The organism is Pedobacter puniceum, assembly GCF_009674685.1.
Taxonomy (GTDB): domain Bacteria; phylum Bacteroidota; class Bacteroidia; order Sphingobacteriales; family Sphingobacteriaceae; genus Pseudopedobacter; species Pseudopedobacter puniceum.
Genome location: NZ_WKJI01000007.1, coordinates 1 through 24,443, shown reverse-complemented (window position 1 = coordinate 24,443; position 24,443 = coordinate 1). Strand labels below are relative to the sequence as shown.

The following is a 24,443-nucleotide window of genomic DNA, read 5'->3' as shown; positions in this document are numbered from 1 at the left end:
CAATCCTAACGGCGTTTTTCATTTTAAGATGGCAAGAAATAGATTTAACAGCAGTAGTTCACAAGAAGCCGAGTTACCAAAGGCAAAAATAAACAAGGAATCTTTAAACAAAATTTCGGGCTTATTAAAATTTTTAAAACCCTACAGAGCTAAATTTTTAGTTGGGATGATTTTCTTATTCCTATCTAGCCTTACCGCATTAGCTTTTCCGGCTTTAATAAAAGTGATGGTTGGTAATGCCCAAGGAAACCCTTCAGATTATAGTTTTTTACCGCAAACCGTTAATGAAATTGGTTTTTTGGCTTTTGGGATTTTATTTATTCAATCTTTTGTTTCATTTTTCAGAATTAGGCTATTTGTTGAGGTAGCAGAAAAAGCTTTAGCTGATATTAGAAAAGAAACCTATTTTAAGATGATAACCTTACCCATGAATTTCTTTGCAAACAGAAGAGTGGGCGAGCTAAATAGCAGGATATCGGCAGATTTATCTCAAATACAAGACACCATCACTACTACCCTAGCAGAAATTATTAGACAGGTTATTTTATTGATAGGTGGCATAACTTTATTAATCATCACCTCAGGGAAACTCACATTATTTAATCTTTCTATATTACCTATTATCGTTTTAGCCGGAGTTATTTTTGGTAAAAAAATCAGAAAAATATCTAGAGATGCACAAGATAAACTAGCAGAATCTAATACGGTTGTAGAAGAAACCTTACAAGGTATAGGCAACGTAAAGGCTTTTGTTAACGAAGCCTATGAAGCTAACAGGTATAGTAAAAGTTTAAAAGAGGTTGTTAGCATAGCTATTAGAGGAGCCAATTACCGTGGTGGTTTTGCTGCCTTTATAATATTTTGCTTGTTTGGCGCTATTTTAGGTGTTATCTGGTATGGCTCTGTTTTGGTAGAAAGCGGTGCACTACAGGTAGAAGATTTATTGGCCTATGTACTTTATTCTATTTTTGTGGGGGCAGCTATGGGTAGCTTCCCTGATTTATATGCTAATATCCAGAAAGCTATTGGTGCATCAGAAAGAGTTCTAGAAATACTAGATGAAAAAAACGAAGCTATTTCTATTCATGAATCAGAAAATAAAATCAAAGAAAAAATACAAGGCAGTTTAAGCTTTAAGGATATAGAATTTGCTTATCCTTCAAGAAAAGAAATTACCGTTTTAAACGGGATATCTTTTGACGCCCAAGCCGGAGAGAAAATTGCTATTGTGGGGCCATCTGGTGCTGGTAAATCTACCATAGCGGGTTTAATTTTAAAATTCTACGAAGCTCAAAAAGGAGAAATACTTTTTGATGGTAAGCCAGCCAACAACTATGCTTTAACAGATATTAGGCAACAAGTAGCCATAGTACCACAAGATGTTATCTTATTTGGTGGGACCATTTTAGAGAACATAGCTTATGGCAAGCTAAATGCTACTAAAGACGAAATTATCAAAGCTGCACAACAAGCCAATGCCCACAGGTTTATTATAGGTTTCCCAGAAGGTTATGACACCGTAGTAGGCGAAAGAGGTGTGAAATTATCGGGCGGACAAAGACAAAGAATTGCTATTGCAAGAGCTTTATTAAAAGACCCTGCTATATTAATTTTAGATGAAGCTACTTCTTCTTTAGATTCAGAATCTGAAAGACTGGTTCAAGAAGCGTTAGAAATATTAATGAAAGGTAGAACATCCATCATTATTGCCCATAGGTTATCAACTATAAGAGAGGCTAATAAAATTATTGTTTTAGACCAAGGTAAAGTTGTAGAAAGTGGTTCTCATGAAGAACTTATTAAGAATGAAGAAGGTTTATACAAGCATTTAAGTGCGCTTCAGTTTGAAGTATAAACTCATTTAAAGCAAGCTATTATTTATGAAATTAACTGTTTGGGGTGCTGCGCAGCAAGTTACCGGAAGCATGCATTTGCTTGAGGTAAATAACTATAAGATCTTGATAGATTGTGGTTTAGATTATGAAAATAATGTTAACCTAATAGAGAATATAAATTTTCCTTTTTTACCATCAGAGATAGATTTAGTGGTGCTTACACATGCACATATAGATCACTCTGGTAATTTACCTACTTTAGTAAGATTAGGCTTTGAAGGGCAAATTTTATGTACGCCTCCAACGGCAGATTTAACACAACTGCTATTAGCAGATTCTGTAAATATATTTTTAGGTAAACTAAAGAAAAAACCATTTAAAAGACGTTCTAAAAAACATCATCACGATCAGCAGCAACAACCTTTATATCTTCAAAAACATGTCATGGATACTACCGATAGGATAGTAACCATCGGTTTTAATAAGCCTTTTCAAATAAGAGAAGATATAGAGATACAATTTATCCCTACTGGGCACTTATTAGGTGCTGCAGCTGTACACTTCAAAATAACAGAAGCTGGTAAAACAAAAACCATTGCCTTTACAGGCGATATAGGTAGAAAAAATTATCCGGTACTCATCAATCCGGAAAATTTGCCAGAAACAGATTTTCTGGTAACAGAATCTACCTACGGAGGGCGTTTACACACTGCAACAGAAAGCATTGAAGAAACGCTTATTAAGGTTATAAAAGAAACTTGCATTAACCAACCTGGTCGTTTAATTATTCCGGCTTTTAGTGTAGGAAGAACCCAATCTTTGGTTTATACCCTAAATAAAATATTCTCTAAAAACCTATTACCACCAGTACCAGTTTTTGTGGATAGCCCTATGGCTATTATGGCTACTGATATTTATAGAAAGCATCATAAATATGTAAATGAAGATGCAAGATCTTTTTACCAAAAAAATGGTGATGAGTTTGAATTCGCTAATTTATCTTATGTAAAAGAGCTTAAAGAAAGTAAAGAGATTTCTAACCATTTTGAGCCTTGTATCATCATTTCATCAGCCGGAATGCTAGAAGGGGGTAGAATACAAGATCACCTTTTCTATAATATCCAAAATTTTTATGCTACCATCCTATTCATAGGCTATTGTGCTAAAAATACTTTAGGATATCGTTTACTCAGAGGCGACGCCGTAGTGCGGTTAAGAGGGCGTGATTTATCTGTTTTTGCTACCATCAAAAAAACAGACCAACTAAGCGGACATGCAGACCAAAACGGCATCATGGAGTATATAAAAGCCATTCCAAAAGAAGGCTTAAAGAAAATATTCTTGGTGCATGGCGAGCAGGAAAGTATGCTAGCCTTACAAAGCGCTTTAAAAGATGATGGATATGAAGCTGTAATACCAGAAAAAGGAATGATATTTGAGCTTTAAACCTTAAAAAGATGTTATGAAGAAGAAATTCTTTAGGTTCCTAAATAAAGTAAATAAGCTTGTACTACCCAGCTTATATCAAAAAGACCCATCTAAACTCAGTAAGTTTGAGCAGGCCTTAACAGGCTATAGGTATTGGGTATTGCTTAATGCTTTAGATTAAAATAAATTCTGTTTAACATAAAAAAGCCCGATATTTAAAATATCGGGCTTTTAACTTTATGATAAAAAAAGGATTTTATCCTTTTAAAACATCAATAACTAAATTAGCAAGCTCTACCCCTATTCTTTCTTGAGCCTCGTTAGTTGAAGCACCAATGTGCGGAGTTAAAGAGATTTTTGGATGTTGTAAAATAGCAGTTCTAGGTGTTGGTTCGTTATCAAAAACATCTAAACCAGCAAAGGCAACCTGGCCACTATCAAGCGCTTCAATTAAAGCTTCTTCATCTATAGTACCACCTCTAGAGCAGTTTACAATACCTACACCTTTTTTCATTTTCTCAAACTCTTCTTTACCTAATAAAGGTTTTTCTATGAAAGGTGTATGAATACTGATAAAATCAGCTTGAGAAATTAACTCTTCTAGGCTTACTTTTTTTACAGGAACTTCAACTTTAATATTTCCAGAAAGCTCTAAGGTTAAAGAAGCAGGTACTTCACTTAAATCATAAGCTAAAACATCCATACCTAAACCTAAGGCAACTTTAGCAGTTTCTCTACCAATTCTGCCAAAACCTATTATACCAATGCTTTTACCTCTTAACTCGCTACCTTTTGCATAAGCTTTTTTAAGGTTATTAAATTGATTAGCTCCTTCAACAGGCATTTTACGGTTAGCATCGTAAACAAATCTTACACCATTAAAAAGGTGAGTAAATACCAACTCGGCAACAGATAATGATGATGATGCTGGCGTATTCACTACTGCAACACCTTTGCTTCTTGCATATTCTACATCAATATTATCCATACCAACACCACCACGACCAATAACTTTAATGTTAGGACAAGCGTCAATAAGCTCTTTTCTTACTTTGGTTGCACTTCTTACTGTGATACCATCATAAGCATTTAATTTAGAAGCTAATTCTTCTTGTGGGATGTTCTGGGTGTCAACTTCAATTCCGGCTTCTTCCAGTAGTTTTTTTCCTATTGGATCTATACCATCATTTGCTAAGATTCTCATGTTGTTTTTATTTAAGATTTGAGTTTTAAGATTTGATTATTGAGAGGTGAGTATTAAGATTTGAGACCGTTCAACAATCTCAAATCTCTTATCTCACTTCTCAAATCGATGTTATTTATGCTTTTCAGCAAATTCTTGCATAGCCTCTATCAATACATGAACGCTTGTGATAGGTAAAGCATTGTAAATAGATGCTCTAAAACCACCAACACTTCTATGTCCTTTGATACCTACACAACCTTTTTCTTCTGCAAGTTTTAAGAAATCTTTCTCTAATTCTGGATTTTCCATCACAAAGCAAACGTTCATTCTAGAGCGATCTTCAACTGCTGCTGTTCCTTTAAAGAATGGGTTTCTATCAATTTCTTGATATAAGGCCTCAGCTTTAGCGATATTTTCTTTTTCTATAGCTGCTATACCACCTTTAGATTTTAACCATTTTAAGTTCAATAAAGAAACATAAATAGAGAAAACAGGTGGCGTATTGTACATAGACTCTCCTTCAATATGTACTTTATAGTCTAACATAGAAGGAATAGTTCTGTTAACTTTACCTAAAATCTCGTCTTTTACAATTACTAAAGTTGCACCAGCCGGACCAATATTTTTCTGAGCACCAGCGTATATCAAATCAAAATCTGCAACGTTTATCACCCTGCTAAAAATATCAGAAGACATATCGCAAACCACAGGAACATTGGTTTTTGGAATATCAAAAAGCTCTGTACCATAAATGGTATTGTTAGAAGTAATGTGGAAATAAGCCGCATCTTCTGGAATGGTGTATCCTTTAGGGATGAAATTAAAATTAGCGTCTTTTGAAGAAGCTACGATTTCTACTTCACCAAATAATTTAGCTTCTTTAATAGCTTTTTTAGCCCAAACTCCAGTCTCTAAATAAGCAGCTTTTTTACCTTCTTGAAGTAAATTCATAGCTACCATGGCAAACTGTAAACTTGCACCACCTTGTAAGAAAAGAACCGAATAACCTTCTGGTACATTCATTAATTCTTTAACAATTTTAATAGCATCTTCTGATACAGCAATAAACTCTTTACTACGGTGTGATATTTCCAGAATAGACAAGCCTGTATCGTTAAAATTTAATACTGCTTGTGAAGCTTGTTTAAATACTTCTTGTGGTAAAATACATGGACCAGCGCCAAAGTTATGTTTCATTTGTTTGAGTTGTTTGTTTGGTTTCTATATCGGATTTTAAAATTAAACACGGCTTTAAGTAAGGTGTTTAAAATTAAGTTTCATTTTTTATTGTTAACGTTTTAAGGCCCAAATTTAAAACAATAAAACGTTTCTACGGTGTAAATTTAAAATTTTGCAATAATCTTAAAATTTAGCTGTCTAGATGTTAAAAAATTAGGAATTGCGTAACGATTATTATTAACATCTGTTAACCACAAGTAAGAAACTGTATTGTTGATATTGAGCAAGTTAAATACTTCTGCATAAACGATGAAAGAATTGAAATAGGTATCAAACCATTTAAATCTTTTGATACTTTCTTTATCCAAAATATCTTTAGAAAAACCAATATCTACTCTTCTGTAGGGTGGTATGGTGAAGTTTGTAGTGAAGTTATTGGTTCTAGGTGGCCAACTTGGTAATCTAGAGCCATAAAGTAAACTTAAATGAACTTTATAAGTTGGGCTGTTGAATAACCTATCCTGAAAAAATATCGAAAAGTTTACACGTTGATCTGTTGGTCTTTTGATAAAGCCTGGAAAAACAACTTGCTGATTTCCATTGGCATCTGTTCTGGTAAAAGAATCGCCATTAATATCCTCTTCTGTTTTCATTAAAGAAAGTCTAAAAGACGATTCTAAATCTCGTACAAACTCACCACTAATAGAAAAATCTACCCCTGCTGCATAACCTTTTGAGGTTAAACCAGCATTGTATCTTACACGAAGATTTTCTAACTCGTAAGGGGTAAGTTGTAATAAAGCTTTGTAATACAACTCGGTATTAAACCTCAAATTAGTCCCTAAAGATTTAAATTTATAATCTGATGAGGCTATAAAATGTAAAGACTTTTGCGATTTAACATCAGGGTTTATCTGGCCATCAAAACCTCTTAACTCCCTGTAAAAGGGCGTTTGAACATAATAACCACTAGCAAACCTATAAATAATGTCTTTTTCCTTTTTAGGATTATAAGTTAACACCAATCTAGGGCTAGGCAATAACTCTTTAGTAAAACTATTATAATTAAACCTTAAGCCGCTTGCTAAAGTAAAATGCTCACCAATATCAGAAGTGTTTAAGATATAAGCAGAAATCCTATTAGTAGTTAATGTATTACTGGCATTACGATAATCAAACAGCGGAAAGCCATTTGATTGATTATTGGGCAAAGCGTAACCCGTAGAATCTAGATAATTAAATTCTAAAAGTTCATCTTTGATATAATCTTGCTGAAATCTTAAACTGCCTTCCCAATGCGAGTTGTTTTTAGAGAAATAGTATTTGATATCACTAGCTAAAACACGGGCATCCATTTGGTTTCTGCCATAATCTTGGAAGGCACCTATTCCTCGGTTTGCTACCACATTACCAAAACCTCCTCCTAAAAAATCAGTTTCTACTTCATCAAATAAATAAGAACCTGTAATATCAAAATTCTCTCTTTCAGACATGATAAAAGCAGAATTTATCCATTTTAACTTAGCTTTATCATTAAGCTTATAGTTAAAAGTAAGAGCCCCAACCAAGTTGGTATATTGGTCTATCTCCTGTCCTTCGTAGTTTACCCTTAACCTTAAAGTTTGTTGTAAAGTACCAAAAGTAGTTTCTCTAGATTGTGGAAATAAACTAAACTGGCTGCTATTGGCAATACCTAAAAACTCAACATTTAAACGCGGACTAGCTTTATAGTTGACAAGAGTTTGTAAATCGTAAAAACGTGGATCATAACTTCCTCTAATAGGCTGTGCATTAAGTACAAACCTATTTCTCTTATTTCTAAAACTAATAGCTACGTTAAACCTTTTTTGTGCAAAAAAAGTACTTGCAGACAACCCATTGGTACCTAAACTGATGACACTTGCCGCTGTATCTCTTGTTTTATAGTTTACATCTAAAACAGATGATAATTTATCGCCATAACGAGCTGAAAAACCTCCGGCAGAAAATTTCACATTAGAGATTAAATCGGGATTTATAAGACTTAAACCCTCTTGCTGACCGTTTCTAACCAAATAAGGTTTAAAAATCTCAACATCATTGATGTAAATGAGGTTTTCATCAAAATTACCTCCACGTACCGAGTATTGCGAACTTAATTCGTTATTGGTTGAGACACCTGGTAATTGTTTTAACATGGCCTCAAAACTTTGTGCAACGTTTGGCGAGAGCTCAAAATTACGGGCATTAATGTTGGTCATCCCTTCTACCCTAGTGCTTTGGTCGTTCACTACAACAACATCAAGCATTTGCTTATCTTTTACCAAAACAACATTAAGTATTGTATTTTTCTCTAATTTAAGATTAGAAATATTTGTATTGTACCCTGATAATGAAAAGATTAAAGTGTAAGTTCCGGGCTTTAGATTGATGTTATATTCTCCTTTAATGTTAGATATCTTTTTGATATCAGCATCTTTAACACTAATCTCTACACCGCTTAAAGATTCTGATTGCGCATTACTTATTTTTCCTGAAAGCTTAAGCGTTTGCTGCGCAAAGACATTTACAGAAAATCCTAAAAGTATCGCCAGAAGGAAACTACGCATGGAAAGTATCAGGAGATATATTTTTTAATTCTGCTATGGCATGCAACTGATCTTCGGCAGCAAAAATAGCATTACCAGCTACCAGAACATTAGCCCCAGCCTTTAATAAGGCTAAAGAATTATGATTACTTACGCCACCATCAACCTCAATAAATAAGTCGGGATTTTTTTCATCAGCCATGGCCCTTAACTGTTGTATCTTATGGTAACTATTGGCAATAAATTTTTGTCCGCCAAAACCCGGATTAACCGTCATGATTAAGGCTAAATCTAATTCTTCTATCACATTCTCTAATAAAGAAACCGGAGTATGAGGATTAATTGCAACCCCCGCTTTACAACCTAATTCTTTAATTTTATGAATGGTTCTATCCAAATGATCGCAAGCTTCATAATGTACGGTAATAACATTGGCTCCTGCTTTTTGGAAATCTTCCAAATAACGATCTGGATTGGTAATCATTAAATGTACATCTAAAGGTTTTAATGCATAATTTTTTACTGCTGCAATAACCGGAAAACCAAAAGAAATATTGGGTACAAAAACGCCATCCATAACGTCTACATGTATCCAATCTGCTTCGCTATTATTAAGCATTAAAATATCTTGTTTTAGATGAGCAAAATCTGCCGATAAAATAGATGGTGCGATTAAATGATTCATGATTCAAATATAATAAATATGCCTTCTTATAAAACTTTAATCATAAGCTAAACGTATTTAGTATATAAGAAAACATCCAACCATGAAATATTTGGCTCTTATCTTTAGCATTATTTCTTTGCCTTTATGGCTTCAAGCGCAAAACTTTAAGACAGATAAATTATCGGTGCACTTTTATGCCGCAGCTCCTGTAGCTGATATTGATGCCCTTACAAATTCTGCAAACGCAACTTTAGATATAAAACGTAAAGAAATAAAGGTAAGCATTGCTATTAGCTCTTTTAGTTTTAAAAAAGCTTTAATGCAACAGCATTTTAATGAAAAATATATAGAAAGTGACAAATACCCTATGGCGAGCTTCAAGGGTAATTTTAAAGATGATTTATCCAACAAACCTGATGGTACTTACCTCATTTATGTAGAAGGCAAATTCAACCTGCATGGTGTGGATGTACAGCAAGTTATACCTTGTAAAATAACTCTTCAAAAAAACATCATAAGCGTTAACAGCACTTTCATTTTAAATACAAAAGATTTTAAAATTGAGCCTCCTAAAATCTTAGGAAAACCTATTGGCGAGAAAATTGAAGTTACTGTTAACGGCTCTTTAAATAAAGTGAGTAATTAATTTTAACTAAGCTTAAAACCTTTTTTAAGCTCTCTACCCTTTAATTTATTCGCATCTTTATCATTGATGAAAACTTCCTTTTCAGGATTCCATTTTAATGGTCTTTTAAGCTCATAAGCTATATTGGCAATATTACAAACACTAGCCGTTCTGTGTCCAATTTCTACATCGCAAACAGGTTTACTACGGTTCTTTATCGCCTCTAAAAAGTCTTGATAATGGTTAGTGCTATGATAAATACCTAAATTTTTAGCGTCTATTACTTTATTTTGTAGAGATTCTGGATTGACCTCCAATTTTCCACGACGTACCACAATACTGCCTTCTTTACCATTAAACTGAATGGCATTACCAACACCAAAGTTCTCATGAGTCATCTTTAATCCATTAGCATATTCGAAAGTTAAAAATTTATGATTTTGATCTGGTGGAGTTACTGCTACCGGGCCACTATTATCCATATTTAAAGCCCACTGCACAATATCAAACATGTGTGCGCCCCAATCTGTAACCATACCACCTCCAAACTCTTTATAATCCCTCCATTTGGCCCAATAAGCATTAATATCTGGATTTAACTTTTCATTAAAGTGACTATAGTTTTTATTTGGCCCTAACCATTTCTCCCAGTTTAAATCTGCTGGTATTTCTTCTTTAGGTAAATTATAAGCTAGTGGTGGAGGCCCAACACTTACCTTAATATTATCTAGTTCGCCAATGTAGCCCCCTCTTATTAAAGCAACTGCCTGTCTAAACTCATCCCAAGAGCGTTGCATACTTCCTGTTTGAAAAACACGCTTATATTTGCGAGTAGCATTTACCATTGCTCTTCCTTCTTCTATGGTTAATGATAATGGCTTTTCGCAATAAATATCTTTACCTGCTTTAGCTGCTGCAACTGCTTGTACAGCATGCCAATGGTCTGGCGTGATGATGACTACAGCATCAATATCTTTCCTTTCTAAAATCTCTTGGTAATCTTCATAAATATCACAGCCTTTATACTGGTCTGCACCCTTTTTATCAGCGTAAAATTTATTGATTTCTTGTGCAAAAAAATCAAGTTTTCGTCTATAAACATCACTTGCAGCTACTATCTGTGCTTGCTCTTGGCTAGCAAATGCTCGTCTCAATGTAATCGATTGCTTTCCAGTGCCAATAAAACCTAAATTTATCTTATCACTGGGTGCAACAAATCCTTTACCTAGTACAAAACGAGGCACAATCATAAAGGCTGATAAGGTAGCAGCGCTTGCTAAAAACTTACGTCTAGAAACATTAGAAACTTCTTTTTCTTGATTTTTCATTTAATTTTTATTTAGGTTTGATGATGTCGTTATCAAAGACAAGGCTCTGCTTTTTTTGATATCTAAGATCATCTCAAACGTAATGGTTTATTATTGGGTTATCTCTAAGATAGAAATTATTAAAATAAATCCAATCAACCGACAACCACATTATCAAACAAAAAACCCGCTCTGTATACACAGAGCGGGTAAAAAAAATCAAAAAAATATATTTTTATTAAGCCTGAGGCGCTTCTGCTGCTGGTGCTGCATCTGGCTTAGGCGGACGAGGTAATAAAGCTTTTCTAGAAAGTTTTAATTTACCTTGTTTATCGATATCCAATAATTTAACTCTTACCTCATCTCCTACTTGGAAAATTCCGTCCATACTTTCGTAACGTTTCCAATCTATTTCAGAGATGTGTAATAAACCATCTTTACCTGGCATAATCTCAACAAAAGCACCAAAAGGCATGATAGATTTTACTTTACCTTCGTATACTTCGCCAACTTCTGGTTTTGCTACGATGTTTTTGATTCTTCTAACCGCTTGGTCAATAGAATCTTTATTATCAGCAAAAATCTGGATAACACCTTTATTGTCTTTTTCTTCAATAGAGATGGTTGCACCAGTTTCGCGTTGCATTTCTTGGATAATTTTACCACCCGGACCAATTACAGCACCAATAAATTCTTTATCTATGGTCATGCTGATGATACGTGGAGCATGTGGTTTATAATCTTCACGAGGAGCAGACATGGTTTTTTCCATCTCACCAAGGATATGCAAACGGCCTTCTTTAGCTTGGTTTAACGCCTCTGTTAAAACCTCGTAAGATAAACCATTAACTTTTAAATCCATTTGGCAAGCGGTAATACCATTTCTTGAACCTGTAACTTTAAAGTCCATATCTCCTAAATGGTCTTCATCTCCTAAGATATCAGAAAGGATAGCATATTTACCTGTTTTATCATCAGAAATTAAACCCATAGCGATACCAGAAACCGGAGCTTTAAGTTTAATACCTGCATCCATTAAAGCTAAGGTACCAGCACAAACAGTTGCCATTGAAGAAGAACCATTAGATTCTAAAATATCAGAAACTACACGAATGGTGTAAGGATTTTCCTCATCTCCGGGTAATACTTTTTTTATAGCTCTCATGGCTAAATTACCATGACCAATTTCTCTTCTACCCACACCACGGTTAGGACGAGCCTCACCTGTAGAGAAAGAAGGGAAATTATAGTGCAATAAGAATTTGTTGTAACCATTGATGAAAGCACCATCTATTAACTGCTCATCATCTTTAGCACCTAAAGTAACGGTTGTTAAAGATTGTGTTTCGCCACGTGTAAATATTGCAGAACCATGTGCAGAAGGTAAATAACCAACTTCGCTCCAGATAGGACGAATTTGTTTTGTATTTCTTCCATCTAAACGGATACCTTCATTCAATAATAAAGCTCTTACAGCATCATACTGAACATCATGGAAATATTTCTTAGCTAAAAACTTAGTCGTTTCTGTAGCATCTTCACCTAAAGCAGCTAAAACCTCATCTTGCAAAGCTTTAAAAGCTGCCGAACGCTCATCTTTACCTGCGCCAGATTTTGCTACAGCATAAACTTTATCGTAAGTATCAGCCGTAATTTTAGCTTTTAATTCCTCGTCGCTATGCTCGTGGCAGTATTCTCTTTTTTGAGTTTTACCTACCAACTCGGTAAGTTCTACTTGTGCTTGAACTTGTGCTTTAATTGCAGCATGTGCAAACTGGATAGCTTCAACCAACTCAGCTTCCTGAATTTCATCAGCTTCTCCTTCAACCATATTAATATCTTGAGCAGAACCAGCAACAATAAACTCAAGTGTTGCTCTTTCTAAATCAGACTTAGTAGGGTTAATAACCAATTTTCCATCAATTTTAGCAACACGTACTTCTGAGATAGGTCCGTTAAACGGAATATCAGAAACCGCAATAGCAGCCGAAGCAGCTAAACCTGCTAATGCATCAGGCATGATATTTTTGTCTGATGATATTAAGGAAATCATTACCTGCGTTTCTGCATGGTAATCTTCAGGGAATAATGGACGTAAAGCTCTGTCTACCAATCTAGAAATTAACACTTCATAATCAGACAAACGGGCTTCACGACGTAAAAAACCTCCAGGGATACGGCCAGCTGCCGCATATTTCTCCTGATAATCAACGGATAAAGGAAGGAAGTCGACACCTTCTTTTGCATCTTTATTTGAAACAACAGTGGCTAAAAGCATAGTATCACCTTGTTTCACGACAACTGAACCATCAGCTTGCTTAGCTAATTTACCAGTTTCGATCTCAATGATACGGCCATCGCCTAAATCAATCGACTTTTTAAAAACATTTAAACTCATATGTATTATTTAATCGGCACAAAAATAGTCTTTTATATCTGTTATTCAGCGAGGTGTAAGTTTTTTTTATGTTACAAGCTTGTTATTAAATTTTCAGGTCCTTTCAATTCCTTGTAAATATTCATCAGAACAACAACATTTAATAAATACCCTTTGGTTTTTTGATATAAACTATAAGCAATCAGGATGAATCAGGTTGCCATCACTAGTATTCTCAAGTAATTTCATCACAACCAAATTATAAACGCATGAAAAAAACTTTACTTTCTTTTGGACGTCTAGTCCTTTTATCTTCTTTAACTATACTACCTTTTATATCTCAGGCTCAGGTTGACGGAGAATTTAGGACTAGATCTACTTACAATGCTAGTTATACAAGCACCTCTGGTTGGCAAATATTTAATGCTGCAACAGGCTGGACAAATACATCAAGCGTACCTGGAACTGGATCTATAGTTACTATTAGAGATGGAGTTGCAATGACTTCTAATTTTGGTTCTTCACCCACACCTCCAGGTGTCTTAGGAAGCATTCTAAATATTGGGGAAGGTAATGCTGCAGTTATTACTTCTAGCATTGATGGCGCTGGATCTGTAACAGGTTTAACTATAGTAAATGCAGGTCGTTTATCTAGCAAACCTAATCCAAGTACTACAGTGCACTCAGGCTTGGTTTTTGCTGGTTCCACACCTACAAGCGCTGCAGCTGCAGTTATAACGAGTTACACCATCACTGGCACAGCTATTAACTTTGGTGGGAGCGGTTACACCAATGCAACAACGGTCACCTTTGCTGCACCATCTGCAATTTCAGGGCAACAAACTTCTACATCTCCACTAATAACAGCTACAGGGGAACCTATAATTTCAGGAGGTGTTATTACTGGCATTAATATTACTAATCCAGGTTCGGGATATACAAATTTCCCCGCAATTACAATTACTGATACTGGCGGTGGAACAGGAGCGTCTTTTAGCGCTCAATTAGGTGTACAAGAAGTATTTATCACAGCTGCAGGCTCTGGTTATGCTACAGCACCAGAAGTTATTGCAGGAAGTTCCTTTATGGTAGGTGGTGGTTCAAATAGATTTTTATTGGTTGAGAATCAATTAAATTTTAGAGCAGGCGCAAAATCTATAACTAATAATTCGGTAGGCACAAATCAAACATTATTTATAGGTGGAAATTTAACAGCTGTTACACCTATTAGTTTTAGAACTGTGAATGCAACTTTTACAGGCAACACCAATGTTACTTTTAATAAAACGGGAACTTCTACAGCAACTGGAAATTTTACTTTTAACAATTTAACTTTAAGTGCCAATACAACTGTTAATGTGGTAGGCAGCTTTACCGTCCTAGGCACCACCAATTTAAATGGGACAGGTGTATTACCTGTTGATTTAATTTCTTTTGATGCGAAGAAAGAGCTTAACAAAATAAATATTAATTGGCTTACTGCTTCAGAAGTTAATAATGATAGGTTTGAGATTTTAAAATCTAACAATGGAAAAGATTTCACCTTATTAGCTACTGTTAAAGCTAAAGGAGCTTCTAGCTATACCGTTGTAGATAATTTCCCTTTTAATGGTAGTAACTATTACAAATTATTACAGTATGATTTAAATGGCAAGGTAAATGAAAAAGGCATTAGAGCTATCAATTTTGATTTAGGAAATCAAAAAGATGTTTCAACTATTTTTCCTAATCCTATTGCTTCTTCTGGTTCAGCTACTATTAAATTTAAAACAAATTTAAAACCTAAAAAATTGAGTTTAATATCTTCTCAAGGTAAGGTTGTTTATACAGAATTATTAAATCAAGAAAATGAATCTTCAAAAGAACTTAAGTTAAAAGACCAAATTATACCTGGTGTTTATTTCTTAAATATTGAAGGAGCTATTTCTAAAGAAGTTTTAAAAGTGATAGTACAATAATTATTAGTTGTTAAAATCAATAGAATAAAAAAGGGCTGCATTATGATGCAGCCCTTTTTTTATAGCTTAAATTTAGCTTAATTATGCGTAATTTGTCTTACCGCAATATTTTGTGTAGTAGAACCAGTAATATATACTGTATAAATCCTACCCTCTGCAAAAGAGCTTAAATTAAAAGTACCTAAACTTTGAGTACCTCCTGCTGAATAAACTTGTAGAGAAAGTATTCCGGGCTCAATATTCATAAAGTTACTTGCATTATCTTTAGCTAAATTGGCTGCTAAATTAGCCCCTGAAGAGCGTCTGATATCAACATTTGCAGGAGCTGCATCACTTAAATGAACAAACCTCACTTTTGCTTGCCCACCAGCTGGCGCAGATAAATCATCCTTATAAAATTTCACCCTTGCTTGTTGTCCGTCTCCTGCTAAGAAAGCAGTATATGAACTTCCATTATCTACATCAAATCTTCCGCTTGCATAGGCCGTTGTAGAACCTTCATTTCTAAATTCTAATTGTAAATTATTTCCAGAATTTGTGGTGATGTAATCAGAAGAATTATTAAAGGCTAAACCACCTTGAACGATAGCACTATTAGCTAAAAACACACTTTGTGGTATTGAAGCTGAAGAAGCATTCACTACTTTAATTCTTGCTGAACCGGTTTCATCTACATCGTCTTTTTTACAAGAAGTAAAACCTGCGGCAACTGCTATAAGCAAAGCTCCGCTTAAAATCTGTTTTAAAAAATTGTTCTTTTTCATGTTCGTTAATTTATTTGTTACAAAGCATGCCAAACAAATTACGAACCCTAAAATCTATTAGACTTTATATTAACTAGAGAATGAATGTTTAAATTGATAATTAGCTTAATGATTTTAGCTATAAAAATTTAAGCTTATATAAAAATGCTGTGTTTCTTTTTTTAGACAACTATACCAAGCCAAGAAGTTTTTGGTAAAGCTCTAATGGTTTAAATGGTTTACACAAGTAATCGTTCATACCAGCTTCTTTTATATCTGAATAAAGATGCTCTGATACAGAAGCCGTAAAAGCTAAAATAGGAAGTTGAGCTTTAGTCTTATCATCCATTGCTCTAATATGTTTAGTTGCTGCATAACCATCCAATACTGGCATATATAAATCCATCAAAACAATATCAAAATTTTCTTCTTTTAGTTTTTCAAGCACTTCTCTTCCGTTTTCTGCGAATGTGGGTTTGTTATTCCAATTATTTAATACTTTTTTTAGAAGCAGTCTGTTCATAGGATGATCTTCCGCTACCAAAATTTTTATCTCACTTAGATCTTGAAAAGTCGTATCGGGCTCTAAATCTATATCATCAAAACTTTCATTTGTCCATAAATTTAAATTAAAATAAAATTTAGAACCTTGATTAGGAGCACTTTCTAAGTGAATATCACTATCAAACAGATTTAATAAATTTCTTACAATGGCCAATCCTAAACCTGTTCCGCCATAATTTCTAGCAATGTTTGCTGTAGCTTGCATAAAAGGTTCAAAAACAATTTGTTGTTGTTCTTTACTTATACCTATCCCGGTATCTTCGACAGAGAATTCAACATTTATTTGTTCTTTATCTTTAGATATTACTTTTAAACTCACCTTCACACTCCCTTGGGCTGTAAATTTCAAAGCATTACCAACAAGGTTATATAAGATTTGTGTTATTCTAGTCGAATCTGATAAGACATTTAGATTTTGTAGTTGCTCATCTATAACTACCACAAGGTTAATATTCTTTTCCTCAAATTGAAGCTTCATGGTAGAACATAAGTTGCTAACCAATTCAAAAAGATTAACTTTTTGGATATCTAAACTTAATTTATTGGAACTTAGTTTATTAAAATCTAGAATATCATTAATTAAAGCTTGCAAACTCATGGAGGAAAACTTTAGTATATTCAAATTTTCTTCCTTATCATTACTTTTAGGGTTAGACAAAAACAAATCAGTAATACCTATAACGGCATTAAGAGGCGTTCTTAATTCATGAGACATTGCCGACAAAAAGTCTGATTTGGACTGGGCTGCTTGATTAGCTTCTTGAACTGCTATTTCTAACTTTTTATTAAGCTCTATCTGCGTAGCAATATTTGCCGAGAATGCCTGATTAAAAAAGTAATGTGCAACTATAACCGTAAGAAAATTTAAAGCCACCAAAATTTCATAACCTGGAGAAGCTAAGGGAACCGCCGTTTGCTTTATGATAAAGCCTTTAATATCAAACATTAAATCTAACATAACAGGCAAACAAGCTAACAAAGAGGCAATAATAGCAAATCTAGAGCCTATTAAGTAAAAACTACTCATGATGAGCATGAAGGCAAACTGTATAGCTACTAAGTTAAAATCTCTATTCACCATAAAAATATTAGACCAAATGATGATTAAGCCTATTAAAATCATGAAGTGACTTGTTTTAGAAAAACTAATTTTTCTAGACAACATCAATTTTAAGATGATAACGTAAATACTGCCGAAGAAAACTGCTCTGTTAAGCTGAAAACCCTGTTGGAAATACCAAGCTGTACTTGCTACTACAATTACTTTTACTAAAGCTAAAACAAGTAAGGAAAATAAAATTTTAATCTTGGCTCTTTCTAAAGAATCTGATTCTGTAGAAAGTAGCTTGTTCAAGGATAGGTTTAAAATTGAGAGATTATTCATGAGAGCTACTGCACTAAGATAAGTATTTCTTCAATCATGAAAATAACATTTAAAAAAAATAGTTAATAATTTAACTAAAAAGCGATAGCCAACATTTGCTCAAAAAAAAAAGGAACCAAATAAGTTTGATTCCTTTTCTTTATGATCCTAAAACGTGATTTTTTTATTTTACTGTATCAACAATAGCTTTGAAAGCTTCTGGATGATTCATCGCTAAATCAGCCAAAACTTTTCTGTTTAAACCTATGTTTTTTGCAGCTAGTTTTCCCATTAATTGAGAATAAGAGATACCGTACTGACGGGCTCCTGCGTTAATACGCTGAATCCATAAAGCTCTGAACTCTCTCTTTTTAACTTTTCTGTCGCGGAAAGCATATTGCAAACCTTTTTCAACAGTATTTTTAGCAATGGTGTAAACCTTGCTTCTTGAACCCCAGTAGCCTTTGGCTAAACCTAAGATTTTTTTTCTTCTTCTTCTTGACGCTACTGCGTTAACCGAACGTGGCATATTTTAAATGATTTTGATAAACGGCGATTCGTATTTCAGAATTCTTACTACCGGATACCTGGTTAATAAATTAATTACTTTCCGATACAAAGCATACGTTTAACATTTCCCATATCTCCATCATTTACATATGTAGTATGAGTTAAGTTACGTTTTTGCTTTGTAGTCTTCTTAGTTAAGATGTGACTTTTGTAAGCACTCTTTCTTTTGATTTTACCTGTTCCAGTAAGCGAAAAACGCTTTTTTGCACTAGAATTGGTTTTCATTTTTGGCATAATTATGCTTTTTAATTTAACCTGTGGATATTTATTTTTTTAACGTTTTAGGCGCTACTGTTAAGAACATTCTCTTCCCTTCTAACTTAGGAAGTAGTTCTACTTTTCCATAATCTTCTAAAGCCTGGGCAAATTTTAATAATAAAATCTCTCCTTGCTCTTTATAAACAATAGCTCTACCTTTAAAGTGAACGTAAGCTCTTACTTTTTCACCCGCTTCTAAAAAGCTAACGGCATGCTTTAGTTTAAATTGAAAATCATGATCACTGGTATTAGGACCGAAACGAATCTCCTTAATAACAGTTTGTTTTGCATTTGCTTTGATTTCTTTAAGCTTCTTCTTTTGCTCGTAAACAAACTTATTGTAATCAACAATTTTACATACTGGCGGATTTGCATTAGGTGAAATCTCAACTAAGTCGAGTTCCAACTCTTCTGCCATCTGCAATGCTTTTTCTATAGGGTATACGCCCTGTTCAATATCCTCGCCTACTACCCTAACTTCCCTAGCTCTAATACGTCTGTTGATATTATGAGCTGGCTCTGTGGTTCTTCTGCTTCTGTTATTCGGATTCAATTTTGGTCTAATAATAGTCCTCCAGTTATTTATTTATATGATGATTTCTTGTTGAAGATGATTTTGGAACTCTTCTAAAGTCATGCTTCCTTTATCTCCCTCACCATGCTTACGTACAGAAACCATGCCTTCTTGCATTTCTTTCTCGCCTATAATAAGCATATAAGGTAGTTTTTTGATTTCAGCATCTCTAATCTTCCTTCCAATTTTCTCATCCCGCAAATCAATCAAACCGCGAATATCGGAATTATTTAAAGATTCTAAAACTTTTTTACCATAATCTTCAAATTTTTCTGAAATAGGTAAAACGATAAATTGCTCAGGCGTAAGCCATAATGGGAAGTTTCCGGCGCAATGCTCAATCAAAACAGCCACAAACCTTTCTAGAGAACCAAAAGGTGCTCTATGAATCATTACTGGACGGTGTTTTTGATTATCGCTTCCGGTATATTCTAGCTCAAACCTTTCTGGTAAATTATAATCTACCTGTATGGTTCCTAGTTGCCATTTTCTACCCAAAGCATCCTTTACCATAAAATCTAGTTTAGGCCCGTAAAATGCTGCTTCACCTAACTCTACCACGGTTGGTAAACCCTTTTCTTCTGCTGCTTCAACAATAGCTTGCTCTGCCAATTGCCAATTTTCATCAGAACCTATATACTTGGCTTTATTCTCAGGGTCTCTTAATGATACCTGAGCAGTATAGTTCTCAAAGCCTAAAGCTTTGAAAACATATAAAACTAAATCGATAACCTTTTTAAATTCTTCTTTAACCTGATCTGGCCTACAAAATAAGTGAGCATCATCTTGTGTAAAGCCTCTTACCCTTGTTAAACCATGTAGCTCGCCACTTTGCTCGTAACGATAAACAGTACCAAACTCGGCTAATCTTACTGGTAAATCTTTATAAGATCTTGGTTTAGATTTATAGATTTCGCAATGGTGCGGACAGTTCATTGGCTTCAAGAAAAACTCTTCACCTTCTTGCGGAGTTTTAATAGGCTGAAAAGAATCTGCACCATATTTATCGTAATGCCCAGAGGTTACATATAGATTTTTATGTCCAATATGTGGGGTGATTACTTGATCATAACCTGCTTTTTGCTGAGCTTTTTGCAAGAAATTAACTAATCTTTCTCTTAAAGCAGTTCCTTTAGGCAACCATAATGGTAAACCCATCCCTACTTTTTCTGAGAAAGTAAAGAGCTCTAGTTCTTTTCCTAACTTACGGTGATCTCTTTTCTTAGCTTCCTCAATCATTTGAAGATATTCGGTAAGCTCGCTTTGTTTAGGAAAAGTTACACCATAAATACGTGTCAACTGCTTTCTGCTTTCATCACCTCTCCAATAAGCGCCTGCAACGTTCATCAGCTTTACAGCTTTTATGAAACCAGTATTAGGAATATGTGGACCACGACATAAATCGGTAAAATTACCTTGTGTATAGAAAGTGATTTTACCATCCTCAAGGTCTTTGATTAAATCTAATTTATATTCATCGCCTTTTTCTTCAAAATACTTCAACGCTTCTGCTTTAGAAACAGACTTTCTGCTGTATTCAGACTTTGTTTTGGCAAGTTCAATAATTTTATCTTCTATTTTCTTAAAATCGTCAGAAGAAATCTGATGTTCTCCGAAATCAACATCGTAATAAAAACCTGTTTCTATAGCCGGGCCAATACCAAATTTTGTTCCTGGATATAAAGCTTCCAAGGCTTCTGCCAACAAGTGAGCAGATGAATGCCAGAATGTAGATTTTCCATCGGCATCATTCCAGGTTAATAACTTTAAAGATGCATCATGCTCGATAGGTCTTGAAGCATCCCAAACTTCGCCATCTACTACGGCGGCTAATACGTTTCTGGCTAAGCCTTCTGAAATAGATAAGGCAATTTGATGAGCACTGGTTCCTTTTTCATATTCCCTTATAGAACCATCGGGAAGTGTAATTTTAATCATGTACAACTATGATTGATATTTGTTAAAAAATAATATGCAAAACACTTATACAATGAAGTGTTATAAGGCCGGCAAAATTATTGTTTTTTATTGATAAAAGATTGATTTTTTTGAGGTAAAATAAAGTTAAAAAACTAAGTTAGAATTGAAAACTGAAACATCAACTAAGAGTATATAGAGAGTTTTTAAGATTTGCAATTTAAAATCTTATTTGGTTTTCATTAACATGGGACACGCAATTTGCCGAACTTTGCGGGCTTTTGCGGGCATTTGCGAGCTTTTGCGAGAAAAACAAGAGACCGCTTCGAGGCTTCTTCGAGAGTTGTTCGAGAAATACCCCTATTTTATCGAAGGATTGTCGAACGAGTCTCGAAGAAGGTTGGGTGTCTTCTCATGAAAATACTGCTGCTTACAATTAATTTTTCTACCTCCTCTATAAGGAGGATACCTCGCAAATAAATTAGGATACAATTTTAGAAAGGACTAATATTACTATCTAGAAATAGAAATAAAAAAATTATTTCTCTGCCAACACCTTTATCAGTAACTCGGGATAAATGCTACTTTTTGTGCTATCAAGTGTTTCATATCAATGGGATTATTTACCGTCCAAGCGTTAATGGTTAATCCTAACTGATGTGCTTCATTTATCCAAGTAGGGTTCTTTTTATATTCTGAGAAGTGATAATCTAAACCATCAATACCATCTTGCTTTAGTTGTTGTGGAGCTATGCCTCCATTTAAATAAGCTACTTTTGCTTTAGGAAGGAGCTCTTTTATCTTCGTAAGGGCATCGTAACTAAAAGAAATATACTCCACCATGTTTTCTGCTTTTAGCTTTTTTATCAAATTCACCACTTGTTCTGCTGCTTCCTGCGTTCTCTCCTTCCCTAATTTAGATGGTTTTAACTCCAAGATAAGCTTAGTTTGTTTTTGCTTTAAACCTGCTTTTAAATAAGCTTCTGCGGTTGGTATAGACTCTCCGTTACTTAATTTTTTTGCGAGTAAGTCTTGATAATTTGCTTGTTCTATGTTGATACCAAAAAAATCATGATCATGGTTAACCACTAAAATATTGTCTTTAGTGAGATGTACATCAAACTCAGATCCATAACATTTTAAGGCGATGGCTTGATTTAAAGATGCTATGGAGTTTTGTGGCAATTGTAAAGCTTTCCATGCTCCGCGATGAGCTATTACAGGATTATATGCAGATGATTGATTTTCTGAACTACGATTTAACACAGAACATGAAGTCATGATAGAGGTGATAATGCCTAAAATTAAAGTAGATATGATTGATTTTTTCATGGAAACAAAATTTGTTAAACTATCAAAAGTTAGGGATATTTTACAAGAATTAGGAATAGCTTCTCGAAAAAAAATCTAATAAATATGATTATTGAATTTTATAAACAAAAAAGCAGCTTATCAAGCTGCTTTTAATCCTAGATTTTGTAGACTTATCTACCAAAGTCATCCTGTAATCTTACTATGTCTTCTTCATCAGATGGAGCGTCTTTATCTGTATGCTGCCATATTTCGGCTATAATACCCCAATCATCTAAACCTACTAAACGGTGTCTTTCTCCTTTTTTTAGGGTGATGATTTCTTCTGGCTTATAGCTTTTTAATTCGCCTTCTTCGTCTGTATCACTAGTAACAACACCTACTGTACCACTCACTACCCTCCATATTTCTGCTCTACGGAAATGGTATTGCCATGATAAGCGTTTTTGTGGCTCTACAACTAAAATTTTAGGACTTAATTTACCCGCAATTTGAAGTTGACCTACCTGCTGACCGTTAAAATAAGTATCAGCAAATTTTTGTGCTTGTGCTTCGTTAATCACAAAAAAACCTCCCCAAGGACGGGTGTCATCATAATTTGCAATTTCAAAGCCTTGTTGTATTAAATCTTGTTCTATCTTTTTAAAGATTTCCTTTTTCATATATTGTTATTTGAATTTCTTATACTTTTTTGATTAATGACCGCCTTCTGCTTCAATTTTATTTACATCAAAACCTTGTTTCTGTAGTTCTTTACTTACTTTCCAAGCGAAAAACAATAAATAAGCGAAACATATTACAGGGATAATGTAAGATAAATGGATACCGCTATTATCGGCAAATATACCTTGTACTGGTGGAATTATTGCACCGCCTAATATCATCATGATTAAAAATGACGACCCTTGACTAGTATATTTCCCTAATCCCGTTATGGATAATGAGAAAATACATGGCCACATGATAGAACAACATAAACCGCCGCTAATGAAAGCATAGGTAGCCGTTTGCCCGGTGGTTAATAAACCTATTACCATAGCTATAACGCCTAATACAGAAAAAGTAGCCAAAGTTTTTGCTGGTTTTTCTTGACTGTAAAAGAAGCCTGCTATCAATACCACAATACAAATGGCATAGATGTATAAATTGCCAATATCTGTACCGCTGATATGGTTAAAACCTAGTATCACCGCGAAGGCAATAAAGGGAACCACAATAGTTAAAATATTTTTAACAGATTTACTAAGATTGAAAGCTGATATTGCTCCTGTCCAACGACCAATCATTAAACTTCCCCAGTATAGGGATATAAAAGGCGCTATTTCTGCCTCTGGATAAGAACCAAATTCTGGTGTATTTAACAAGGCTCCAAAATTACTTTGTATACTTACCTCTACCCCTACATAAGTGAAGATGGCTAGCATACCTAAAATCAATTGAGGATATCTCATAGCTCCCCAGCCTTCGGGCTTTTTACTTGCTGCTGTGCTTGATAAGAATAAGGTTAATACCACAATAAGTAAAGATGCATAAACATAAATAGCTGCTGATATACCTGTCATACTTGCCAAAGGGTCGGCAGCTAAAATCAATAAAAAGGCTACCAACATAATCAGTAAAGGACCATTTGTTTTTTTACTAGCCTCAATATGTTCATCACTGGTAACTTTGGGCAATTTAGAAATGGCAAAGAAAATTGCTACTCCAATAAACAAAGCTCCCAAAATATAATACAAGGTATTGATAGAGGTAATTTCTACCGCTTTTGGCTCAGCACCTGCTGCAGTTCCAAATAAAATTATACTTACAATAATAGGCCCTAATAAAGAACCAAAGTTATTTACTCCACCGGCAAGATTTAACCTATCGGCACCGGTCTCTGGTGTACCTAAAGCTACTGCAAAAGGATTGGCTGCCGTTTGTTGTAGGGAGAAACCTATAGCAATCACAAAAAATGCAGTTAGGATTAATCCGAAAGAACCTATATTAACCGAAGGAACCATCATGAAAGCTC

General features: G+C 34.4%; 20 protein-coding genes. 5 read left to right on the top strand and 15 right to left on the bottom strand.

Annotated elements, in window-relative coordinates; all coding sequences use genetic code 11:
* The first annotated feature begins 28 nt into the window (after nt 1-28).
* The 3 genes from GJJ64_RS16110 to GJJ64_RS16855 are packed head-to-tail and all read left to right on the top strand — an operon-like array spanning nt 29 to nt 3,444.
* Complete coding sequence (locus GJJ64_RS16110; RefSeq protein WP_154288783.1) at nt 29-1,855, top strand: ABC transporter ATP-binding protein; 1,827 nt, start codon at nt 29-31, stop codon at nt 1,853-1,855.
* Between the two features lie 25 nt (nt 1,856-1,880).
* Nucleotides 1,881-3,281 (top strand): MBL fold metallo-hydrolase RNA specificity domain-containing protein, encoded by a 1,401-nt coding sequence (locus GJJ64_RS16105; RefSeq protein WP_154288782.1) that lies wholly within the window; start codon nt 1,881-1,883, stop codon nt 3,279-3,281.
* Nucleotides 3,282-3,297: 16 nt separating this feature from the next.
* Entirely contained in the window at nt 3,298-3,444 is a 147-nt protein-coding gene (locus GJJ64_RS16855; RefSeq protein ID WP_195759309.1) for a hypothetical protein, read from the top strand.
* Nucleotides 3,445-3,519: 75 nt separating this feature from the next.
* Here GJJ64_RS16855 and GJJ64_RS16100 read toward each other — a convergent pair whose 3' ends face one another.
* The 4 genes from GJJ64_RS16100 to rpe all read right to left on the bottom strand — a co-directional run bounded on the left by GJJ64_RS16100 (nt 3,520) and on the right by rpe (nt 8,880).
* Nucleotides 3,520-4,467 (bottom strand): D-2-hydroxyacid dehydrogenase, encoded by a 948-nt coding sequence (locus GJJ64_RS16100; RefSeq protein ID WP_154288781.1) that lies wholly within the window; start codon nt 4,465-4,467, stop codon nt 3,520-3,522.
* Between the two features lie 111 nt (nt 4,468-4,578).
* Complete coding sequence (gene serC, locus GJJ64_RS16095; RefSeq protein WP_154288780.1) at nt 4,579-5,646, bottom strand: 3-phosphoserine/phosphohydroxythreonine transaminase; 1,068 nt, start codon at nt 5,644-5,646, stop codon at nt 4,579-4,581.
* A gap of 146 nt (nt 5,647-5,792) precedes the next feature.
* Nucleotides 5,793-8,216 carry a TonB-dependent receptor gene (locus GJJ64_RS16090; RefSeq protein WP_154288779.1) on the bottom strand — a complete coding sequence of 808 codons (2,424 nt, stop codon included), beginning with the start codon at nt 8,214-8,216 and terminating at the stop codon, nt 5,793-5,795.
* Nucleotides 8,209-8,880: a ribulose-phosphate 3-epimerase gene (gene rpe / locus GJJ64_RS16085; RefSeq protein ID WP_154288778.1), complete on the bottom strand. Its 672-nt coding sequence runs from the start codon at nt 8,878-8,880 to the stop codon at nt 8,209-8,211. Before rpe ends, GJJ64_RS16090 begins: the two co-directional genes overlap by 8 nt.
* 82 nt (nt 8,881-8,962) lie before the next feature.
* On the opposite strand from rpe, the gene GJJ64_RS16080 reads away from it, so the two are divergent.
* Complete coding sequence (locus GJJ64_RS16080; RefSeq protein ID WP_154288777.1) at nt 8,963-9,508, top strand: YceI family protein; 546 nt, start codon at nt 8,963-8,965, stop codon at nt 9,506-9,508.
* A gap of 2 nt (nt 9,509-9,510) precedes the next feature.
* On the opposite strand, the gene GJJ64_RS16075 is transcribed toward GJJ64_RS16080, so the two are convergent.
* Both GJJ64_RS16075 and pnp read right to left on the bottom strand, forming a co-directional pair.
* Nucleotides 9,511-10,815 (bottom strand): Gfo/Idh/MocA family protein, encoded by a 1,305-nt coding sequence (locus GJJ64_RS16075; RefSeq protein WP_154288776.1) that lies wholly within the window; start codon nt 10,813-10,815, stop codon nt 9,511-9,513.
* Nucleotides 10,816-11,032: 217 nt separating this feature from the next.
* Nucleotides 11,033-13,192, bottom strand: a complete 2,160-nt coding sequence (pnp, locus tag GJJ64_RS16070) for a polyribonucleotide nucleotidyltransferase (RefSeq protein ID WP_154288775.1) — start codon at nt 13,190-13,192, stop codon at nt 11,033-11,035.
* Between the two features lie 248 nt (nt 13,193-13,440).
* Here pnp and GJJ64_RS16065 point away from each other — a divergent pair, with 248 nt between their 5' ends.
* On the top strand, nt 13,441-15,129 hold the full coding sequence (locus GJJ64_RS16065; protein ID WP_154288774.1) for a T9SS type A sorting domain-containing protein: 1,689 nt from the start codon (nt 13,441-13,443) through the stop codon (nt 15,127-15,129).
* A 77-nt stretch (nt 15,130-15,206) separates the two neighbouring features.
* On the opposite strand, the gene GJJ64_RS16060 is transcribed toward GJJ64_RS16065, so the two are convergent.
* The 9 genes from GJJ64_RS16060 to GJJ64_RS16850 form a co-directional block, all read right to left on the bottom strand.
* Complete coding sequence (locus tag GJJ64_RS16060; RefSeq protein ID WP_154288773.1) at nt 15,207-15,893, bottom strand: DUF4397 domain-containing protein; 687 nt, start codon at nt 15,891-15,893, stop codon at nt 15,207-15,209.
* Between the two features lie 169 nt (nt 15,894-16,062).
* Nucleotides 16,063-17,790, bottom strand: a complete 1,728-nt coding sequence (locus tag GJJ64_RS16055; protein WP_195759308.1) for an ATP-binding protein — start codon at nt 17,788-17,790, stop codon at nt 16,063-16,065.
* Nucleotides 17,791-17,983: 193 nt separating this feature from the next.
* A complete protein-coding gene (rplT, locus tag GJJ64_RS16050; RefSeq protein WP_154288771.1) occupies nt 17,984-18,328 on the bottom strand; it encodes a 50S ribosomal protein L20 in 345 nt (114 codons plus the stop codon).
* A gap of 74 nt (nt 18,329-18,402) precedes the next feature.
* Nucleotides 18,403-18,603 (bottom strand): 50S ribosomal protein L35, encoded by a 201-nt coding sequence (rpmI, locus tag GJJ64_RS16045; protein ID WP_026904407.1) that lies wholly within the window; start codon nt 18,601-18,603, stop codon nt 18,403-18,405.
* A 31-nt stretch (nt 18,604-18,634) separates the two neighbouring features.
* A complete protein-coding gene (infC, locus tag GJJ64_RS16040; protein ID WP_026904408.1) occupies nt 18,635-19,180 on the bottom strand; it encodes a translation initiation factor IF-3 in 546 nt (181 codons plus the stop codon).
* A 33-nt stretch (nt 19,181-19,213) separates the two neighbouring features.
* The gene (thrS, locus tag GJJ64_RS16035) at nt 19,214-21,139 is read right to left on the bottom strand and encodes a threonine--tRNA ligase (RefSeq protein WP_154288770.1); all 1,926 of its coding nucleotides are present in this window, start codon (nt 21,137-21,139) and stop codon (nt 19,214-19,216) included.
* 540 nt (nt 21,140-21,679) lie between these two features.
* Nucleotides 21,680-22,450: a glycerophosphodiester phosphodiesterase family protein gene (locus GJJ64_RS16030; RefSeq protein WP_154288769.1), complete on the bottom strand. Its 771-nt coding sequence runs from the start codon at nt 22,448-22,450 to the stop codon at nt 21,680-21,682.
* Nucleotides 22,451-22,602: 152 nt separating this feature from the next.
* The gene (locus GJJ64_RS16025) at nt 22,603-23,091 is read right to left on the bottom strand and encodes a cupin domain-containing protein (protein ID WP_154288768.1); all 489 of its coding nucleotides are present in this window, start codon (nt 23,089-23,091) and stop codon (nt 22,603-22,605) included.
* Nucleotides 23,092-23,124: 33 nt separating this feature from the next.
* Nucleotides 23,125-24,443, bottom strand: a 1,319-nt coding sequence (locus GJJ64_RS16850) for an MFS transporter (RefSeq protein WP_195759307.1), incomplete at its 5' end; no start/stop codon positions are given.

Bases quoted from the DNA above. Each gene is read 5' to 3' on its own strand.
- GJJ64_RS16025 (WP_154288768.1), bottom strand. From the start codon at position 23,091: ATGAAAAAGGAAATCTTTAAAAAGATAGAACAAGATTTAATACAACAA.
- GJJ64_RS16100 (WP_154288781.1), bottom strand. From the start codon at position 4,467: ATGAGAATCTTAGCAAATGATGGTATAGATCCAATAGGAAAAAAACTA.
- GJJ64_RS16855 (WP_195759309.1), top strand. From the start codon at position 3,298: ATGAAGAAGAAATTCTTTAGGTTCCTAAATAAAGTAAATAAGCTTGTA.
- GJJ64_RS16075 (WP_154288776.1), bottom strand. From the start codon at position 10,815: ATGAAAAATCAAGAAAAAGAAGTTTCTAATGTTTCTAGACGTAAGTTT.
- rpmI (WP_026904407.1), bottom strand. From the start codon at position 18,603: ATGCCAAAAATGAAAACCAATTCTAGTGCAAAAAAGCGTTTTTCGCTT.
- GJJ64_RS16030 (WP_154288769.1), bottom strand. From the start codon at position 22,450: ATGAAAAAATCAATCATATCTACTTTAATTTTAGGCATTATCACCTCT.
- GJJ64_RS16060 (WP_154288773.1), bottom strand. From the start codon at position 15,893: ATGAAAAAGAACAATTTTTTAAAACAGATTTTAAGCGGAGCTTTGCTT.
- pnp (WP_154288775.1), bottom strand. From the start codon at position 13,192: ATGAGTTTAAATGTTTTTAAAAAGTCGATTGATTTAGGCGATGGCCGT.
- GJJ64_RS16080 (WP_154288777.1), top strand. From the start codon at position 8,963: ATGAAATATTTGGCTCTTATCTTTAGCATTATTTCTTTGCCTTTATGG.
- thrS (WP_154288770.1), bottom strand. From the start codon at position 21,139: ATGATTAAAATTACACTTCCCGATGGTTCTATAAGGGAATATGAAAAA.
- serC (WP_154288780.1), bottom strand. From the start codon at position 5,646: ATGAAACATAACTTTGGCGCTGGTCCATGTATTTTACCACAAGAAGTA.
- GJJ64_RS16065 (WP_154288774.1), top strand. From the start codon at position 13,441: ATGAAAAAAACTTTACTTTCTTTTGGACGTCTAGTCCTTTTATCTTCT.
- GJJ64_RS16105 (WP_154288782.1), top strand. From the start codon at position 1,881: ATGAAATTAACTGTTTGGGGTGCTGCGCAGCAAGTTACCGGAAGCATG.
- rpe (WP_154288778.1), bottom strand. From the start codon at position 8,880: ATGAATCATTTAATCGCACCATCTATTTTATCGGCAGATTTTGCTCAT.
- GJJ64_RS16090 (WP_154288779.1), bottom strand. From the start codon at position 8,216: ATGCGTAGTTTCCTTCTGGCGATACTTTTAGGATTTTCTGTAAATGTC.
- rplT (WP_154288771.1), bottom strand. From the start codon at position 18,328: ATGCCACGTTCGGTTAACGCAGTAGCGTCAAGAAGAAGAAGAAAAAAA.
- GJJ64_RS16110 (WP_154288783.1), top strand. From the start codon at position 29: ATGGCAAGAAATAGATTTAACAGCAGTAGTTCACAAGAAGCCGAGTTA.